This window comes from Chryseobacterium sp. ON_d1, from assembly GCF_006829085.1.
Classification (GTDB): Bacteria; Bacteroidota; Bacteroidia; order Flavobacteriales; family Weeksellaceae; genus Chryseobacterium.
Genome location: NZ_BJTC01000018.1, coordinates 1 through 18,156, shown reverse-complemented (window position 1 = coordinate 18,156; position 18,156 = coordinate 1). Strand labels below are relative to the sequence as shown.

Annotated in this window: 18 protein-coding genes; 9 read left to right on the top strand and 9 right to left on the bottom strand. The window is 37.5% G+C overall.

Annotated features, from left to right (window positions below; all coding sequences use genetic code 11):
* Window positions 1-57: 57 nt before the first annotated feature.
* Window positions 58-351, top strand: coding sequence for a hypothetical protein (locus CRS_RS22525; RefSeq protein WP_142726196.1), 294 nt, complete (start codon window positions 58-60; stop codon window positions 349-351).
* 269 nt (window positions 352-620) lie between these two features.
* Here the strand turns inward: CRS_RS22525 and CRS_RS22520 are convergent, their stop codons facing one another.
* The 7 genes from CRS_RS22520 to queA form a co-directional block, all read right to left on the bottom strand.
* Window positions 621-1,415: a hypothetical protein gene (locus CRS_RS22520; RefSeq protein WP_142726195.1), complete on the bottom strand. Its 795-nt coding sequence runs from the start codon at window positions 1,413-1,415 to the stop codon at window positions 621-623.
* A 256-nt stretch (window positions 1,416-1,671) separates the two neighbouring features.
* Entirely contained in the window at window positions 1,672-2,649 is a 978-nt protein-coding gene (locus tag CRS_RS22515; protein WP_142726194.1) for a polyprenyl synthetase family protein, read from the bottom strand.
* Between the two features lie 72 nt (window positions 2,650-2,721).
* Complete coding sequence (locus CRS_RS22510; RefSeq protein ID WP_142726193.1) at window positions 2,722-3,630, bottom strand: hypothetical protein; 909 nt, start codon at window positions 3,628-3,630, stop codon at window positions 2,722-2,724.
* 289 nt (window positions 3,631-3,919) lie between these two features.
* Window positions 3,920-4,870, bottom strand: a complete 951-nt coding sequence (locus CRS_RS22505) for a sterol desaturase family protein (protein WP_142726192.1) — start codon at window positions 4,868-4,870, stop codon at window positions 3,920-3,922.
* 74 nt (window positions 4,871-4,944) lie between these two features.
* Complete coding sequence (gene rlmN / locus CRS_RS22500; RefSeq protein WP_142726191.1) at window positions 4,945-5,979, bottom strand: 23S rRNA (adenine(2503)-C(2))-methyltransferase RlmN; 1,035 nt, start codon at window positions 5,977-5,979, stop codon at window positions 4,945-4,947.
* Between the two features lie 32 nt (window positions 5,980-6,011).
* The gene (locus CRS_RS22495) at window positions 6,012-6,359 is read right to left on the bottom strand and encodes a four helix bundle protein (protein ID WP_062672053.1); all 348 of its coding nucleotides are present in this window, start codon (window positions 6,357-6,359) and stop codon (window positions 6,012-6,014) included.
* Window positions 6,360-6,400: 41 nt separating this feature from the next.
* The gene (queA, locus tag CRS_RS22490; protein WP_123872082.1) at window positions 6,401-7,450 is read right to left on the bottom strand and encodes a tRNA preQ1(34) S-adenosylmethionine ribosyltransferase-isomerase QueA; all 1,050 of its coding nucleotides are present in this window, start codon (window positions 7,448-7,450) and stop codon (window positions 6,401-6,403) included.
* A 176-nt stretch (window positions 7,451-7,626) separates the two neighbouring features.
* On the opposite strand from queA, the gene CRS_RS22485 reads away from it, so the two are divergent.
* From CRS_RS22485 to CRS_RS22460, 6 genes are all read left to right on the top strand, one after another.
* Complete coding sequence (locus CRS_RS22485) at window positions 7,627-7,830, top strand: hypothetical protein (RefSeq protein WP_142726190.1); 204 nt, start codon at window positions 7,627-7,629, stop codon at window positions 7,828-7,830.
* 302 nt (window positions 7,831-8,132) lie between these two features.
* Window positions 8,133-8,825 carry an AIM24 family protein gene (locus CRS_RS22480; RefSeq protein WP_142726189.1) on the top strand — a complete coding sequence of 231 codons (693 nt, stop codon included), beginning with the start codon at window positions 8,133-8,135 and terminating at the stop codon, window positions 8,823-8,825.
* Between the two features lie 57 nt (window positions 8,826-8,882).
* On the top strand, window positions 8,883-10,418 hold the full coding sequence (locus CRS_RS22475; protein WP_142726188.1) for a peptidase M61: 1,536 nt from the start codon (window positions 8,883-8,885) through the stop codon (window positions 10,416-10,418).
* 134 nt (window positions 10,419-10,552) lie between these two features.
* The gene (locus CRS_RS22470) at window positions 10,553-11,950 is read left to right on the top strand and encodes a Gfo/Idh/MocA family protein (RefSeq protein ID WP_142726187.1); all 1,398 of its coding nucleotides are present in this window, start codon (window positions 10,553-10,555) and stop codon (window positions 11,948-11,950) included.
* A complete protein-coding gene (locus CRS_RS22465; protein WP_142726186.1) occupies window positions 11,940-12,854 on the top strand; it encodes a sugar phosphate nucleotidyltransferase in 915 nt (304 codons plus the stop codon). Before CRS_RS22470 ends, CRS_RS22465 begins: the two co-directional genes overlap by 11 nt.
* Window positions 12,845-13,879 carry a phosphotransferase enzyme family protein gene (locus CRS_RS22460; protein WP_142726185.1) on the top strand — a complete coding sequence of 345 codons (1,035 nt, stop codon included), beginning with the start codon at window positions 12,845-12,847 and terminating at the stop codon, window positions 13,877-13,879. The genes CRS_RS22465 and CRS_RS22460 overlap by 10 nt, the downstream gene beginning before the upstream one ends.
* A 168-nt stretch (window positions 13,880-14,047) precedes the next feature.
* On the opposite strand, the gene CRS_RS22455 is transcribed toward CRS_RS22460, so the two are convergent.
* Window positions 14,048-14,539 (bottom strand): DNA-deoxyinosine glycosylase, encoded by a 492-nt coding sequence (locus CRS_RS22455; protein WP_142726184.1) that lies wholly within the window; start codon window positions 14,537-14,539, stop codon window positions 14,048-14,050.
* 309 nt (window positions 14,540-14,848) lie between these two features.
* Entirely contained in the window at window positions 14,849-16,843 is a 1,995-nt protein-coding gene (locus tag CRS_RS22450; protein ID WP_142726183.1) for a S9 family peptidase, read from the bottom strand.
* A gap of 196 nt (window positions 16,844-17,039) precedes the next feature.
* On the opposite strand from CRS_RS22450, the gene CRS_RS22445 reads away from it, so the two are divergent.
* Together CRS_RS22445 and CRS_RS24870 are read left to right on the top strand one after the other, a co-directional pair.
* Entirely contained in the window at window positions 17,040-17,906 is an 867-nt protein-coding gene (locus CRS_RS22445) for an FN3 associated domain-containing protein (RefSeq protein ID WP_142726182.1), read from the top strand.
* A 60-nt stretch (window positions 17,907-17,966) separates the two neighbouring features.
* A partial coding sequence (locus tag CRS_RS24870; RefSeq protein WP_142722049.1) for a helix-turn-helix domain-containing protein occupies window positions 17,967-18,156 on the top strand: 190 nt, incomplete at its 3' end.

Sequence of the window (18,156 nt, the reverse complement as noted above, 5' to 3'; positions counted from 1 at the left end):
TTTTAAAAATTTGATAATAAAAAAAATTGTGCTTTACTTTGAAAAAAATTGTAAAAGATGGAAAAAAAGTCACCTCATATTCTGAATGCATCCAGCAATCTTTTAGGTTTTTCACTGATTATCATTACCTCCCTGAAAATCGCCAGAATCAGTCAGAATACGTATTTAGACGAATTTGCAGGATTTGCCTGTATTCTTTTTGCATGCAGCTGCTTTTTTTCTTTCCTGGCCATCAGAACACGGAACATAAAGCGGGAACACACGTTTGAGAACATTGCGGATTATTTATTTTTAATCGCTTTATTTTGTATAGTCCTGGCTGTTATTATTGTAACCCTGAAAATTATTTAACTTAAAATTTTCGCTCAATTGTACAATCCAGAGTAATATATAATGCTATCAGATATCGAAATTTAGAAATTTTATGGTATTAATATTACTTATCTTATTCTCTGAACTTTTATAATCGCATTCAGGTTATTTATATTTCTGAATAAAAGATAGTATAGCTGACAAATCACATTCTTAATATAAAAGAGAAAGTGTTATGTATATAATTTCAGTTTCCCGAAACCATGTACAAAACACTTTATTTTTTTAATTGTATTGTAAAGATATAATTATATCTTCTGAACGGTTACATTGGTAACATTTCCACTTCCTGTAGATCCTGTTTCTGTGGCAATAATCGTAGCATTTTGATTGGGAGCTGCTGTAAAACGGATCTGATACCCCGCAGTAGGAGCTACAATTACAGTTGTATAATTCATCAGTTCACCTACCGTTCCTGAAGAAGCAACCGCATTATAATGGCTTCCCCTTCCCAGGTAATTGGCATCCGGTACAGGCCTAATGCCGATGAGCAGCTGGGTATCAGCAGGCATATTGGTAAAGCTTGCCTGTAAAGTTACCAGATAATTCCCGGCCTGATTAAAGGTCAATACTCCGGTTCCTGTATTATAAGAGTAGAAGGGAGAAGTTGCTAACGGTGTAGCGAATAATAAAGTGGTAATAGTAGAAGAATTAATGTTCTGGTTAGCTGCTAAACGAGCATGAAACAGCGAATAAGCAGTAAAGTCTATAGTCTTCAGCACTCCGGTAGCGTCAGCTACAACAACTCTGTCAGTTCCTCCGATACCTACATTCGAATTAATATTGCGGATACGGGCATTTCCAGATGCTACATCCAATTTTTCAGTTGGGGAAATTGTTCCTATCCCTACTTTAGCACCCGAAGTGACACTAAAATCATTATCCTGTTGAGCAGCAGAAGGAGTTCCCGTAGCAGGGTTGTCTTTGGATCCATCAATATGAAATGTTGTCTGGGGATTCTGAGTACCTATTCCCACTTGTGCATACATAAGAAAGCTTGAATTGATAGCACATGCTATCATCATTGTTTTGATTTTTTCCATTATTTGTTGTTTTTTTGTTATGACAAATAAACAAAAATTATATTGAAAACCAATGAATTATTAACAAGCACTTTATTTGAATTATGCAAAATATTAGTTCACAGCAATTTACCGGATAAAAAAAATCAACTAATCACAACTCATTGAATTATTGAAAGTTAAGATGATTTTCTTCCCAACCATAAGGACACCATATTTATGCAGGCTTAAAAAGAAATAAGAGAAAAAAACTGGGAATAACAAAAGAATATTTATGTCAGAATTTTCTTTCAATGACATAATCCAGCATAATATGCAATGATTTTCTTGCCTCAGAATCCGGAAATTCATTCAGGATATTTTTTGCTTTCTGTTGGAAATCTTTCATGACCGTAACGGCATATTCTAATCCTCCGGAGCTTTTAACAAATTCAATAAGCTCTTTTACCCTTTTTGGATTATTATTATAGCGTTTTATCGTATCAAAATAATACTTTCTATCCTTTTCGTTCGCTGTCTTCAGAGTATGAATTAAAGGCAGCGTCATTTTCTGTTCTTTAATATCAATTCCTACCGGCTTCCCGATCACATTTGAACTTAAATAGTCGAAAAGGTCATCTTTGATCTGGAATGCCATTCCTGTAAAGGTGCCGAAATCCATCATCTTTTTGGCTAAAGCTTCATCCGCATTGTTGGAAAGAACGCCTATCTCACAGCATGCTGCAATCAGTGTGGCTGTTTTCTGACGGATAATTTCATAGTAAACATCTTCGGTAATATCAAGTTTTCTGGCTTTTTCCAACTGAAGGAGCTCTCCTTCGGACATTTCGCGGATGGTTCTGGAAATCACTCCCAGCAAATCATAATCTTTATGGTCAGTAGATAATAATACAGATTTTGACAACAGATAATCACCTACCAAAACTGCAATTTTATTTTTCCACAAAGCATTGATTGAAAAGAAATTGCGACGCTTAAAACTTTCATCCACCACATCATCATGTACCAGCGTGGCGGTATGAATCAGCTCAATCATAGAAGCTCCACGGTATGTCTTTTCCGTTACTTCACCCACAAGTTTGGCACAAAGAAACACAAACATAGGACGCATCTGTTTTCCTTTGGTGGTTACAATAAAACGGGTTACTTTATCCAATAAAGCTACTTTACTCTGCATTGATTCATAAAACTTCTGTTCAAAAAGTTTCATTTCATCATTGATCGGTCGTTTAATCTCTTCTACAATGTTTGCCACAATCTGCGATGCTGGGTGAATAATTATTAATTCTCACAAAGATAATTTTTTTCGCTCAATTTTAAGGTAAAATTAATCTTTGAGTTGATCTTTCGGAATAAAATAAAATGAAGGTTTTGCAGTTCCCAATGGAGATCTGAATCTTTCTCCTGATATATAAATTCCCGATTCATCTACGCTTATTCCCTCAATCTGGCTTAGTGCAAGTGCCGTTCCCAGATAATAATGCTTAGGCTTCTCTTTGAAGAATACTCCCGGTCCGGTTTCTGTAAAGATATCTAAAAAGACCTCTGTTTTTTTGGTATAGCCCACCAAATAAAGCTTTTTATCAAAATAAGAAGCATCTGTTACGACAAAGCCTGTTTTATAAGTCTCTATTTTTTCTGCTTTCTGTAATTCTGAAATTTCAGGATCTACGATATAATGAGAGGTTGCTTTTGAGGCCCATTCTTTGGTAAATATGTGCAGCTTTCCATTCAGATAAATCATGGCTTCCGCATCGAAGTCGTTCTTTGTATTTTTAGAAATAAACTCAGTCTGTTCGGGATAATAAAACAGAATTTTCGTTCCATCGAAAGCCCTTTCTGAACCTGGAATTTTAATGGCATTAGATTCATCAAGACGTTCGTAAGGAACTTTGTAAATCATCAGATCCTTTCTTGTTCCTGTATTGTTTCCGAAATCTCCGATATAAAAATTTTCACCATCGTTGGTTAAGGCTTCCCAATCTGTATTGACTAAATTGGTTTTCAGTGTTCTGATGATTTCACCACTCTTTTTATCAATTTCAAAAAGCTCAGCCGGATTTCCGCTGTCGTTGAATGTATACAGCTTTCCGTTTAAAATATTCAGTCCGGAAGTCTCTTCAATTTTATCGTCAAGATAACCTACTCTGTATTTTTTTATTTTCAGAAATTCTGTCCGTTGGGAAAAGGCAGATTGAACAACGAAAAAAGCAATAATCAGAAAAAGTTTTTTCATAAGACAAAAATAGGTTTTTTATTGCGAGTTGGGTGCGAAGTTTTGAATTACGGGATACAGGTTTAATATTCTGGGATTAGGAGAGGTTATTTTTTAATGCTAATGACGTAAGGATTTTTAATTACTCGTGAAGATTTTATGATCACAAAGGAGTTTCACTTAGCCAAGGTCTTTACTTATTATATCTTAATTTTTCTGTGTTACTGTTTTACTCTCTATTCTAAAAATAGAAAAACGGACCAAAATAGCCCGTTTTTCCCTTAGATTTCTATTGATTTTAAATCAGAAGTTAAGCCGTTTTCTGCTCTTTCTGATTTTGCTGTTGTTCTTTCTTTTTCGCCTGTCTTGCAAAATACTCTTTCTGGTATTGTCTTACTGTTTTTCCTGTCCCATCGTGTCTCCATCCCGGTGAATTGAAAATATAATTGATCCTGTCTGTGAATTTTAAACCAGGCTGCTTAAGGTCTTTCCAGATTTTTCTCCATTCATAAAAAAGAACGGTGTCTGGTCTGTTATCCGGCATTTTGGGATAGATCCCATATTTCACAGGAACATTGGGGTCTTCTTTTTGAAAGGTTCCAAATATTTTATCCCAGATAATCAGGCACATTCCCATATTCTTATCCAGATATTTTACATTACATGCATGGTGTACACGGTGATGGGAAGGAGTGACCAGAATATGTTCCAAAAATCCCATACTCTTCACAGTCTGCGTGTGTACCCACGTTCCATACACTTGTCCGATCGCGTAAGCAACCATAATATGCCACGGATTGAATCCTAAAAATGCAAGCGGTGAGAAATATAAGTACCTGTAAAGCGGCTGCAATACAGGACTTCTGAATCCTGTTGTCAGGTTAAAATATTCTGAACTGTGATGCGTAATATGAACTGCCCAGAATGCTCTGGAACGATGGTCCACATAGTGCAGCACATAATAAGCAAAGTCTGTGATTACAAAACAGGCCAGCAGATACCAGATACTAAGATCCCATGAGAAAATCCTGTGGTGATAAAAGAAAAACATCACCCCCATGGCAAACGCCTTCATGATAAGGTCCAGTCCAAAGTTCATCAATGCCAGATAAATATTGGTAGCAAGATCTTTTCCACTATACAATTTAGCTTCTGAAACGTGGCTGTAAATCATTTCAGCTAAGATAACAGTAGCATGCAAAGGGATAGCCCATGCATACACATTTTCCAGCCCGTCCTCGCTCATAAGAAAATCCATCATCACAAAATAATTTGTGCAAAGGTAGGGTTTTAACCTATGTTTTAAGGAAATTTTTGGTTTTTTTTAAGGAAATTTTAATCTGCTGTTTTGTTGGCCAGCTGTCCGCAGGCCGCATCAATATCCCCTCCACGGCTTCTTCTGACCATTACGGTAATCCCTGCATTTTCAAGCTGACGGATATAATTTTCTTCCGCCTGTTTATTGCATTGGTCATACTTTCCATCCCCTATCGGGTTATATTGAATCAGGTTTACTTTGGAAGGAACCTGTTTACAGTATCTGATTAAAGCTTTGATATCTTCATCGCCATCGTTGATCCCTTTCCATACACAGTATTCAAAAGTGATAACAGAACCTGTCTTCTGATACCAGTACTGAAGAGCCTCCATAATATCTGTCAGCGGGAATTTATCAGAGAAAGGCATAATCTCATTACGTTTGGATTCGATGGCTGAGTGAAGGGATAAAGCCAGTTTCACCCGCAGCTCATCATCTGCCAGCATTTTGATCATCTTAGGAATACCTGATGTAGAGACAGTAATTCTTCTCGGAGACATTCCCAATCCTTCCGGCTGGGTAATTTTTCTGATGGCCTCCACCACATTTTTGTAATTCATCATCGGCTCCCCCATTCCCATAAATACTATATTGGAAAGCGGTCTTTCGAAATACATTCTGCTCTGGCTGTCAATCAGGGCAACCTGATCTACAATTTCAGCAACTTCAAGATTTCTCATTCTTTTCAGTTTGGCTGTAGCACAGAATTCGCAGTTTAATGAGCATCCTACCTGTGAAGAGACACAGGCTGTAGTTCTTGTTTCTGTAGGAATAAGAACCGATTCCACCAGCAGTCCATCATGAAGTTTCACGCCGTTTTTGATGGTTCCGTCAAAGCTTTTCTGAAGAAGATCTACGGAAACAGGATTAATGGTGTATTCTTCCGAAATTTTCTCCCGAAGTGATTTGGAAAGATTCGTCATTTCGTCAATCGAATGGAGGTTTTTGCTCCACAGCCAGTCATAGACCTGCTTCGCACGGAACGGCTTTTCTCCTAAAGACAGAAAGTAGTCTTTAAGCTGGTCTAATGATAATGTACGGATATCTTTCATAATATTAAAGAGCCAAGTTAAAAGTAAAAGGTTTAAAGTTTAGTATTGTTAACTATTGCAGCCAAAATGTTTTTCAATTCGTTACTTTCATTCAATAAAGCTTTAAATTCCTCAGAATCATAACCATCTAATTCTTCTAAAACCCGAAGCCAGAAATGACTTTCTCTAGCTTCTCTTAAAGCAATTTTTACTTTATTTTTAAAATCTGCTTTAGAAGATCCTGCCTGGGATTCTTCATAATTAGCGCCTATTGAAGTAGCTGATTTTCCGAGCTGAAATCTAATTAATTTACTTTCAGAATCATTGGGAAGCGTTCTTAAAAATTTAAGACAATCAACTCCAAATGTAAAAGTTCTTATAAGCAAATCATTTTGTCTCACTTCTACTTGTATTACCTTTAACTTGGCTCTTTTTACTTTTTTTATAGAATTAACATTGCGTCACCGTAAGAATAGAATTTATACTTTTCTTTTACGGCTTCTTCATAGGCATGCATTACGAAATCTCTTCCGGCAAACGCAGCAATCATCATGATCAAAGTAGACTTTGGTGTATGGAAGTTGGTGATCATTGAGTTGGCAACTCCGAAATCGTGAGGCGGATAAATGAATTTGTTAGTCCATCCGTTGAAAGCAGAGATTTTTTTGTTTGAAGAAACAGACGTTTCCAATGCTCTCATGGTAGTGGTACCTACTGCACAAACTCTTCTGTGAGATTCTACTGCTTTATTGATAATGGCAGCGTTCTTCTCATCAATGATGATCTCCTCAGATTCCATTTTATGCTTGGAAAGATCTTCTACTTCAATCGGATTGAATGTTCCCAATCCTACGTGAAGGGTAACTTCAGCAAAGTTGATCCCTTTGATCTCCAGTCTCTTCATCAAATGCTTAGAGAAGTGAAGACCTGCTGTAGGGGCAGCTACCGCTCCTTCTACTTTTGCATAGATTGTCTGATATCTTTCTGCATCTTCCGGCTCTACCGCTCTTTTGATATATTTCGGAAGTGGAGTTTCTCCCAATTCTTTTAATTTCGCTCTGAATTCTTCGTAAGACCCGTCGAACAGGAATCTTAATGTTCTTCCTCTTGAAGTGGTATTGTCGATAACTTCCGCTACCAAAGACTCATCTTCAGTGAAGAATAATTTGTTACCAATTCTGATTTTTCTTGCAGGATCTACCAAAACATCCCAAACTCTGGTTTCTTTATCAAGCTCTCTTAATAAGAAAACTTCAATTTTAGCACCGGTTTTTTCTTTGTTTCCGTAAAGACGTGCAGGGAAAACTTTAGTATTGTTGAAGATAAACAAATCATCTTCATCAAAATAATCCACTACATCCTTGAATAATTTATGCTCGATAGTTTCTGTTTTTCTATCAAGTACCATTAGTCTCGCTTCGTCTCTGTGCTCTGATGGGTGTTCTGCCAATAATTCCGCAGGAAGGTCAAAATTAAAATCTGATGTTTTCATTTTTTAAATTACGGTTTAAAAATTACTGAAATTACAAGGTGTAATTTTCGGAGTGCAAATATACGACATTGAATACCCCTTTGTCAAGTATTATTTACAATCAAATATAAAACCATGGTTTTATCGGCCTTTTCAAAGCTTAAAAAGAGTATTTTCAGGAAATTAAAATAAACAGTATGGAAAATACAAGTAAAATATATTTCACTGATAATCCGTATCCTAACGGTCATAAAATTGAAATATTCAACTGGAGTGGGCGCATTGATGAGTATGGATATATCTGGTTGGATTTTTATTTGAAAACCGAAAATTACTATGCCAATGATGATGAAAATAATGAGGAAGAAGACGAAACCTGTCTGACTGGAACCCCAAAATAGTGTAGAGAAATTATCATAACTGTACACTATCTTCCAGCTACTGGGGTGAACAGAGAGGAATCGGAATGAGCAATCTTGATTAAAAATTTGATTTCAAAGCAGAGATTTTCAATTTCGAATTCGAAGGTTTTCACTATCCTAAAACCTGGTCAGTAGAAAAAGCAACAGAAATGTTCAAAGCCAGACTTGCCAATTTTGAAGACTATGAATTTGTGGATTTGAATCCTAAAAGTAACAAAAGAGAGTATAAGTTCGACAAATCGAAACACTAACTTTATAAAAACACCTTTAACAAAATAATTATGAGTAAATATTCAATAGAAGCATTTATCAGCGAAACCAAAGAAAATCCACAGCAAAGGGATTATTTTGAACTGGAAACCAAACACCTTCTGGAAATCAATCTTAATCATCAGGCGGTATGGACCAAAAGAGGAAGTATGGTAAGCTATGTGGGGAATATCAATTTTGAAAGGCAGGGAATGCTGGCCGGAGGAATTGGCAATCTTCTGAAAAAAGCCATCAGTGGTGAAGGAGCCAGATTAATGAAAGCGGAAGGAACCGGAAAATTATATGTGGCAGATTCCGGGAAAAAGGTCCGTATTCTTTATCTGAATAATGAATCGGTTTGTGTAAACGGAAATGATGTTCTGGCCCACGAACAAAGCGTAAAAAGTGATATTACCATGCTGAAAAGTATTGCAGGAATGATGTCCGGCGGACTTTTTCAGGTGAAACTTTCCGGAACAGGCCATATTGCCATTACTACCCACGGAGACCCATTGACTTTACTTGTGACTCCGGAGACTCCGGTATTCACAGATCCTAATGCAACCGTTGCATGGTCTGGCAACCTAAGTCCGGAACTTAAAACCAATGTTTCTTTTAAAAGTCTTATCGGCAGAGGAAGCGGGGAAGAGTTTCAGATGAAATTTTCAGGGCACGGATGGGTACTGATTCAGCCATATGAAGAGGTATATTATATGGAAAAATAGAATATACGGATTTAGAAGTGACTTAATGTGTTTTCGTAATAATTAAAATGACAGCTGATGAACATTCTTATAAAGCTATTTTTCGTGATCATTATACTGCCCAACGTGATGATGGCCCAAACATCAAAGAAAAATTACGAATACACTATAGATCTGCTTCATATGTCCAATGATGAAGTCAGGGTTTCTTTTTCTCCTCCAAAAAATAACCTTAAGCAAGGTAAATTTATTATTCCCAAACTGGTTCCCGGATTTTATCAGGCGATGAACTTCGGCCAATATGTTTCTCACTTCACAGCCACTGATAAAAACGGCAAAAAAGTCTTCACTGAGCGGCTTGATAAAAACAGCTGGATGGTACATGATCTTAACCGTGTAAAGAAAATATCTTATCAGGTAGCTGACGGATGGGACTCCCTGGAAAAGGAATCCCATGAAGCCAGATCTGCCGGCAGCATGTTTATAAAAGACAGCGTTTGTGTTATCAATTATAATTCTTTATTGGGATACTTTGAAGAAATGAAAGATATCCCTTATCAGATTACCATAACAAAAAATAAGGATTTCTATGCTTCCTCCGCTTTAGATTATCAACAGAAAAATAAAACGACGGATATGGTTTGGGCAAAAAATTACCGGGAATTGGTAGATTCTCCTGTCTTATATTCTGTTCCGGACACTACATGGCTTAAAATAGGCCACACCAAAGTACTTGTATCATTCTATAATAAAAAGGAAAAACATTATTCCAAAACAATAGCCCATGAAATAGAGAACATTCTGAAAAATCAACAGGCTTACCTTGGCGGAACATTCCCGGTCAACAAATATGCATTCCTGATTTATTACGAATCTTCCCATGAGAATGGTTTTTTGGGAGACGGGCTGGAACACTCCCACTCTACAGTCTGTCTGTACCGTTCCGGGAGTATGAAATTTCTTCCCAATGCTTTGAACAGAGTGGCTTCCCATGAGTTTTTTCATGTCATTACACCACTCAACATTCATTCAGGAGAAATTCAGCATTATGATTTTCTGAATCCTGTGATGTCCAAACATCTGTGGCTGTATGAAGGGATGACCGAATATGCCACCATCCATATGCCTATCAAGCAAAAAATGATCAGTCTGGAAGATTTTGAAAAAAGTCTGGAAGAAAAGATCCATGGTATGAAAGAGTTTGACAATACGCTGCCTTTGACGGAAATGAGCAAACATTCTATGGAAAGACAGGATCAGTACATGAACTTTTATCAGAAAGGGGCATTAATCGGGCTATGCCTGGATATAAGATTAAGAGAACTGTCAGCGGGTAAAATAGGAACCCAGGATCTGATGCAGATGCTCATGAAAAAGTATGGAGAAGGTAAATATTTCAATGATGATGACCTGTTTGATGAGATCACCCAAATGACTTATCCTGAAATACGTACATTTTTCAGGGATTATGTGGAAGGCTCCCAACCTATCCCTCTGAAAGATTATCTGGAAAAAGCAGGCTTCAACTATGAGGAAGCTACCGGAAAGGTAACCTCTCTACCTCATCCCGATGCAAAACAACTGGCATTAAGAAAAGCCTGGATTAATCAATAGATTTCTACACAAAAGGACCGGTCCCGAACTCTCATTCCTTTAACCCTGGAACCCCAAACTCTCATACCTCCTACTTAATGTCCCTCACGCCATCGGGATTTACAAAAGTTTTAATATATTTAGGAAAAAAATAGATGGACAACAGCAACTCCCGCAGGAACTTTCTTAAGACAGCTGCTTTGGCAGGCTTTGGGGCACTGGTTTTACCCAATTCTTTATTTGCCTATTCCAATGATTTTAAAACAGATAAAAAAGTCCGCGTAGGTTTTATCGGTGTAGGTCTTCGGGGACAGGAACATGTAAAATTACTGGCAAAACGTAATGATGTAGAGATTGTAGCATTTGCCGATCCGGAAAAAAGAATGCTTGCCGCTTCTCAAAAAATCTTAAAAGACAACAATAAACCGGCAGCTCAGGAGTTTTCCAACGGGGAATATGACTATCGAAATCTTTTAAAATTAAAAACAATAGATGCTGTTGTGATTGCTACTCCATGGGAATGGCATCTTACTCAAGGTGTGGAAGCAATGCGTGCAAAAAAAATTGTAGGCATGGAAGTTTCCGGAGCGATAAAACTTCAGGACTGCTGGGAGTTTGTAAAGGTGTACGAGGAAACAAAAGTTCCTATCTTTATGATGGAGAATGTATGTTATCGAAGAGATATCATGGCCATCATGAATATGGTTCGTAAAGGAATGTTCGGAGAGTTGGTGCACGGAAGAGGCGGCTATCAGCATGACCTGAGGGGTGTACTTTTCAATGACGGAACCACTCCATATAATTCTGGTGTTGAGTTTGGAGATAAAGGCTTCAGCGAGGCAAAATGGAGAACCGAACATTATGTAAAGCGTAACGGAGAGCTTTATCCTACGCATGGATTAGGTCCGGTTGCCGTGATGATGGACATCAACAGAGGAAACCGTTTGACGAGGCTTTCTTCATTCTCTTCAAAAGCTGCAGGACTTCATAAATATATCGTAGAACATCCAAAAGGTGGAGAAAATCATCCAAGTGCCAAAGTAAAATTCAACCAGGGAGATGTGGTCACCACACAGATTGCCTGTGCCAACGGGGAAACCATCCTTCTGACTCATGATACAAGTTTGCAGAGACCTTATGATCTTGGTTTCCGGGTTCAGGGAACTGAAGGATTGTGGCAGGATTTCGGATGGGGGGATTTCGATCAGGGACATATTTATTTTGAAAAAACAATGAACCATACCCATCGCTGGGACAATACAGAAAAATGGATGAAAGAATATGATCATCCAATGTGGAAGAAGTTTGAAAATACTGCTGCAGGTGCCGGACACGGCGGAATGGATTTCTTTGTGATGAATACTTTTATTGAGTGTATCAAACGAAATATAGAATTCCCGATGGATGTGTATGACCTTGCTTTATGGTATTCTATTACGCCATTAAGTGAAGAGTCTATTGCCAAAGGAGGTCAGGCAGTGGATATCCCTGATTTCACCAATGGAAAATGGAAAACCCGTAAACCTGTATTTGGAATGACCGATGAGTTCTAAGAAGACACTACTTATATTGGCTGGCGGATTAGGCAGCCGGTACAAAGGTCTTAAACAGGTAGATGGAATACTTGATAACGGTTCGCCAATTCTTGAATATTCTATCTTTGATGCATTGGAAGCCGGCTTCCGGAAAGTGGTTATTATTGTCAATAAACTGATCCCTGACAGTTATATTGAAAGGCTCAACAGGATTTCAGAAAATAAAAACTTTGAACTGCATTGGGTCTATCAGGAGATGGACAGCATTCCTATATCATTGGAAGGTTTTGATTATCCTGACCGTGAAAAACCATGGGGAACCGCTCATGCTGTTCTTTGTGCCAAATATTCGATACAGGAGCCTTTTGTCATGATCAATGCAGATGATTTTTATGGAAAAGAAGCATATCTGCTGGCTGCCCATGAAATTGACCATCATCATATTTCAGATACACAGCTGGGAATGATTGCTTATCCCGTGGGTACCACACTAAGCGGAAACGGAGCGGTAGCCAGAGGTATATGTACACTGGATTCAGAAAATTATCTGATCAAGGTAGAAGAACAGACTTCTATTCAAAGAATAAACGGCTCAATTATTTATATTGAAAACGGAAAAAATATAAAATTAGATCCCGACGCTTTGGTATCGATGAATTTTTTTATTTTTCATCCTCACATTTTCTGCTATCTGGAGGCTTATTTCTATGATTTTATTGAGTCTGATCCACTGCCTAAACAGGAATTTTATATTCCTGCTGCTGTACAGCAAATGATAGATGAAGGCAGGGTAAAAGTAAAGGTAAAAGCATCTCCTTCCCAATGGATGGGAGTTACCTATGCTGATGATAAAAAAGAGATTAAAGATTTTCTGATTTCAGAGATGATCAATAACAGATACCCTGAAGATTTATGGAGCTAAACGAAATTGTCATTCAGTTTATCGGTCAGGATCATTATAGTCTTACTCCTGTTACTGGAGGACTGATCAATACAACCTATCTTCTGGAGAACAAAGATCAGAAGAAAAAATATATTCTGCAGAAAATTAACCATCATGTTTTCAAACAGCCGGAGGTTATTGTCAATAATCAATTAATGATTAATGAAATTCTAAGGTCAAATACTTATCAGTTCCAAATCATTGAGCCTGTTCCCTCGCGTACCGGTAAGATTCTGATAGAAGATATAAATGGCTCTCCATGGCGTATGCTCAATTTTGTAGAAAACAGTGTTACTTTTCTCACTGCTCCATCGTTACATACGGCATTTGAAGCAGCAAAAGCCTTCAGTTATTTCCTTGCTACCATCAATACTGATAAACTGCCGGCTGTTAAAGATCCAATTCCCAATTTTCTTAATTTTGAGAAGAGAATCGCAGATTATAAAAACGCTCTAAAAAATGCTGATGTTCATTTAAAAGAAAGCGCAAAGGTTGAAATAGAAGTCACCAATCAGTTCCTGTCTCTGCCGGATCAATGGATCGAAATGGAGAAAACTCAGCAGATTCCCAAAAGAATTATTCATGCAGATGTAAAAATCAGCAATATTCTTTTTGATCAGAATCATCATCCGCTAGCCGTGATTGATCTTGATACCATGATGATTTCTACTATTCTGTATGATTTTGGAACGATGATCCAATCCTATACCAATACAACCCATGAGGATGACGGAAATGCTGTAAACAATTTCAACCCTGAAATGTATAAGGCTGTAAAAGAAGGATTTCTGTTCCATTTAAAGGAAAAACTGTCTCCGCAAGAAACTGAAAATCTTGATTATGCAGCACAGGTCGCCATTTATATCCAGGAGCTTCGTTTTTTAACCGACTACCTGAATGGAAGCACCTACTATTCTACGAAATATCCAGAGCATAATTTAGACAGAACAAAAAACCAGCTGGAGCTGTTGAAAGGACTGAGAGCATATTTGGGAAGTGAATGATTTTACCTTTATAATTCTAGAATTACATACAAAATTTAGATTCCTAAGGAATGACAAAGTATACGGATAAATAAAGAGCTCTGTTTGTCATTCCATAGGAATCTATGCTTTTACTCAAACTCTCTAAAAGACTCTCAAACCCTCAAACTCACGAACCCGATCCGAAACTCATCTCAAAAATTCCAGTATCCTCTTCCACTCTTCCAATTTCTTTTCAAAGGAAACTGTATGAAGCGGGCTCGTAGAAGGCAATAGAAAAATGGGCAGTTTATAATTTTTCCCTAACAGTTTTTGTAAATTTTTATAGGATTTTCCTCCATTGCAGAAAATAGCTCTGACATTCGGGTGTTCTTCCAGCAGTTCAGCGATCTGGTTGGCTTCTTCATTTCTGATTTCAGAATCCAGACTTCCTTTTCTCTCACAGGAATCGATGACATCCCAGAGGGCAATATGATGGTTTTTGATGGTTTTGATTCTCTGAGTATAATCTTCAGTAAATTCTTCGTGCAGTAATTCAAAAATGATTTTCCAGAATTTATTTTGCGGATGAGCATAATACTGCTGTTTTTCCAGTGATTTCACTCCCGGAATTGAGCCTAAAATTAAAATTTCAGATTGGGCATCAATAATGGGTAAAAATGAAGAAATACGGTTTTGCATATTCAAATATAGAGATTTAATTTATTTTCATCAGGCTGGAAGCTTGGAGCTTGAAGAGAGAAGTTATTGAGGTTATCAAAAACGGGTTGTCCATATTTTATCTTTTTAAACAGTGATATCATTAATTTACGGCAACCTCTATATATGTTAAGATTAACAGCAACTTCCAGCCTCTCTTCCAGCTTCTAATAGTCTGAATTTAATTTCTTAACTCAACTCAATTTATTTAAGTTTTGGCTAAAGCCATTGAATTTTTGGGCATAAAAAAAGCGGGCTAAAGCCCGCTCCTATTGATATTTTATACTATTCTTATAAAGTTTCCTTCAGCCAATCGAAAAATTCTCTCTGCCATACAAGGCCGTTTTGTGGGTGAAGTACCCAGTGATTTTCGTTCGGAAAATACACCAGCTTAGATTTTAATCCTCTCAATTTTGCAGCCTGGAAAGCTTCCTGTCCCTGTTCGTAAGGAACACGGTAATCAATTCCTCCCTGAACAATCATGATCGGCTTATTCCATTTATCTACAAAATTGCTTGGATTGAACTCTGTATATGCCTTTGGAAGCGGTTTTTCCCATGGTGAACCAAGATCCCAGTTCGCAAACCAAAGCTCTTCAGTAGTCAGATACCATGATTTCATATCAAACAGTCCGTCATGGGCAATGAATGTTTTGAATCTGTTTTCATGAATTCCTGCCAGCATAAATACGCTGTATCCTCCGTAGCTTGCTCCTACTGCTGCTACTCTGTCGCTGTCTACATAAGGTAAAGTTTTCGCAAAGTCTGTTGCCGCCAGATAATCTCTCATTGGCTGCCCTCCCCAGTCTCTTGAAATTTCTTCATTCCATTTTGTTCCCCAGCCTGGCATCCCTCTTCTGTTTGGTGCTACCACAATATAATCATTGGCTGCCATCAGGGCAAAATTCCATCTTACACTGAAAAACTGAGTAAGAGCAGACTGTGGGCCACCCTGGCAGTATACTAAAGTCGGGTATTTTTTGTTCGGATCAAAGTTGGGTGGATAATGAAACCAAACCCCCATTTCCTTACCGTCTGAAGTTTTCACCATTTTAAGTTCAGATTTCCCTTGCGCCAACTTAGCATAAGTATCTTTATTCGCTTCAGTCACCTGCTTCATTTCTCCGTTTTTAACGTTTACAGAGAACAGTTCTGTGGCATGGTTTATATCTGTTCTTCCTACTAAAAGTGAAGTTTTATTGTCTGTAAAGATTTCGTTGACATCAAAATCTCCTTTGGTAATCTGCTGTACTTTTGCTGATTTTGAATCTAGGGCAAAAAGCTGTTTTGTTCCTCTGAACGCTGCAGTAAAGTAGATCGTTTTTGAATCTGCTCCCCATAATACATCCCCTGAAACACTCTCGTCCCAACCAGAAGTAAGATTTGTCGTCTTGCCTGTCTTCCAGTCCAGGATTTTCACATCATTTTTATCTGCTTCATACCCATCTCTGGCCATACTCTGCCAGATCAGAGATTTTCCGTCCGGACTGAATTTTGGATTTACATCATATCCTTTGTTTGATTCCGTAAGATTTTTGGTGGTACCTGATGCCAGATCGTAAGCAAAAATATCGGTATTGGTACTTGTAGCATATTCTTTACCGCTTTTAGGTTTTGTCACGTATAAAAGCTGTGCAGAATCCGGACTCCAGATAAAGTCTTCAGCCCCACCGAAAGGTCTCTGAGGAGAATCCCAGGTCTTTCCTTCCAAAAGGTCTTTTGCTCCCTCTGCTTTTTCAGAGACATTTACAACAAAAACATGGTTGTATTTTCCTTCATTAAAATAATCCCAGTGTCTGTGGTTCAGATCTGTGTATACCTGAGCAGTAGTTTTGGGAGTATCGCTGAATTTGTCTTTCCCCATTACTTTTTCTACCAATACCTGTTTGCTGAAAGCGATTTTCTTTCCGTCAGGAGAAATGACAATATTATCAACTTCCCCGATGGTATAAAATTCTGCCCAGGTTTTTCCAGCATCCTTAGAAAGATAGATTTTATCACCTTCCTGAGCATAAATTCCGTTTTTATCCCACTGAATAAGCGCTTTTTTACCGAAATCAATTTTGGAAGACTGATGATTAAGAACATTCAGAAAATAGTTCTCATTTTTTGTTTTCTCTGTTTTCAGATCAACCTGTCCTACTTTATAGATAAGGGAACCCTGATCCGGTGAAACTGCCTGTACCCCAACTTTTTTCAAAGTCCAAAGAATTTCAGGCGTCATTACTTGTTGTGCATTCATTAAAAGCGGAGCTGCCAAGGCCAGCAGACTGTACTTAAGTTTCATATGTTGATATTCATTTTTAGCGGATGTATAAAAATCAGCTGATTTCCTACTGTCCTTTTATTACATTCAAAGATTGCCAAAGTTAATATTTAAAATAAAAACGGACGAAAGAATTAACATTAAAATTTAAAGTAAGTGATTTATAAATAGGTAAATTTCATTAATTTTAAAAAAAATAAACTAATACCCATCTTTTATGAAAAAGTTTCTGCTTATTTCGTCATTTCTTATATCCTCATTCTTTTTTTCACAGCTGACGATAAGTCCTTTTCCGAATCATTATTATAATACTTATCAGGCCACCATTTCCGGAAACGGAACCATTTATTATACGACTGACGGAAGCACACCTACCCTAAGCTCTCCCTCAGCAGTTAACAATGTGCAGATTCTTATTGATCAGAATAAAGAAATCAAGGCATTTCTTGTTAACGGACAAGGAGGTTCTTCGGCAGTAATCAGTAAAAAGTATTACACAGGAAGTGTTCCTACGGCTACCATTTACTTTAAAATGCCTTCTACATGGACTGCTGGCAGCTGTGTAATGGTTGATATGGTAAACCCCAATTCAATTGATGGATTTGCCATCGATACCTTCTGGCCGGGCGTTGTGATGCAGTCTGCAGGATGTGAATCCTGGTATAAGACTACAAGAGATTTTGAAAGTGCCAATGTACGCTTTAATAACTGCACTCCTTTTGAGAATATTCCGGCAACCATCAGTACCAATCTGATTCCGATGGGAAGCACTTTGTATTATGATTTTACTGACGGCGTAATAACAACTCCACCTTCATGCCTGTTTTTAACAACGAATGAAACAAACCCTAAAAAAAACACTGTCCTGATCAAGGTATATCCGAATCCTGTTTCGGATATTTTAAAAATAAATACTGACCTGAATTTTCATGAATATGAGATCATAGATGTGAATGGAAGGATTGTTTTAAAAGATAAATTTGTGAAAGACATTGCAATCAATCAGCTTATTTCCGGAAATTATTTTCTAAAGCTTAAAGATTCAAAGGAAGATATTGTTTTACTGAAATTTATCAAAAAATAAAAAAATCCGCTCGACTGGACTGCCCCCAAAAAGTTAGACACTTTTTAGGGGCATTTTTTTATGTATAGAAAAGAAAAATTTAGCGTTGCTTTCAAGCTAGAATGTATTAATCTTCACAAAAATTCTCATTGTTCAATTAAATCTATAGCAACAGAGAAAGGATTTAATGAAAGCAATCTGCGCAAGTGGATTGGTTTTTATAACAAGTACGGAATCTCGGGACTATACCCTCGAAAAAACATGAGTTATT

Bases quoted from the DNA above. Each gene is read 5' to 3' on its own strand.
- queA (WP_123872082.1), bottom strand. From the start codon at position 7,450: ATGAAAACATCAGATTTTAATTTTGACCTTCCTGCGGAATTATTGGCA.
- CRS_RS22455 (WP_142726184.1), bottom strand. From the start codon at position 14,539: ATGCAAAACCGTATTTCTTCATTTTTACCCATTATTGATGCCCAATCT.
- CRS_RS22510 (WP_142726193.1), bottom strand. From the start codon at position 3,630: ATGAAAAAACTTTTTCTGATTATTGCTTTTTTCGTTGTTCAATCTGCC.
- CRS_RS22445 (WP_142726182.1), top strand. From the start codon at position 17,040: ATGAAAAAGTTTCTGCTTATTTCGTCATTTCTTATATCCTCATTCTTT.
- rlmN (WP_142726191.1), bottom strand. From the start codon at position 5,979: ATGAAAGATATCCGTACATTATCATTAGACCAGCTTAAAGACTACTTT.
- CRS_RS22520 (WP_142726195.1), bottom strand. From the start codon at position 1,415: ATGGAAAAAATCAAAACAATGATGATAGCATGTGCTATCAATTCAAGC.
- CRS_RS22525 (WP_142726196.1), top strand. From the start codon at position 58: ATGGAAAAAAAGTCACCTCATATTCTGAATGCATCCAGCAATCTTTTA.
- CRS_RS22485 (WP_142726190.1), top strand. From the start codon at position 7,627: ATGGAAAATACAAGTAAAATATATTTCACTGATAATCCGTATCCTAAC.
- CRS_RS22475 (WP_142726188.1), top strand. From the start codon at position 8,883: ATGAACATTCTTATAAAGCTATTTTTCGTGATCATTATACTGCCCAAC.
- CRS_RS22480 (WP_142726189.1), top strand. From the start codon at position 8,133: ATGAGTAAATATTCAATAGAAGCATTTATCAGCGAAACCAAAGAAAAT.
- CRS_RS22465 (WP_142726186.1), top strand. From the start codon at position 11,940: ATGAGTTCTAAGAAGACACTACTTATATTGGCTGGCGGATTAGGCAGC.
- CRS_RS22460 (WP_142726185.1), top strand. From the start codon at position 12,845: ATGGAGCTAAACGAAATTGTCATTCAGTTTATCGGTCAGGATCATTAT.
- CRS_RS22505 (WP_142726192.1), bottom strand. From the start codon at position 4,870: ATGATGGATTTTCTTATGAGCGAGGACGGGCTGGAAAATGTGTATGCA.
- CRS_RS22470 (WP_142726187.1), top strand. From the start codon at position 10,553: ATGGACAACAGCAACTCCCGCAGGAACTTTCTTAAGACAGCTGCTTTG.
- CRS_RS22450 (WP_142726183.1), bottom strand. From the start codon at position 16,843: ATGAAACTTAAGTACAGTCTGCTGGCCTTGGCAGCTCCGCTTTTAATG.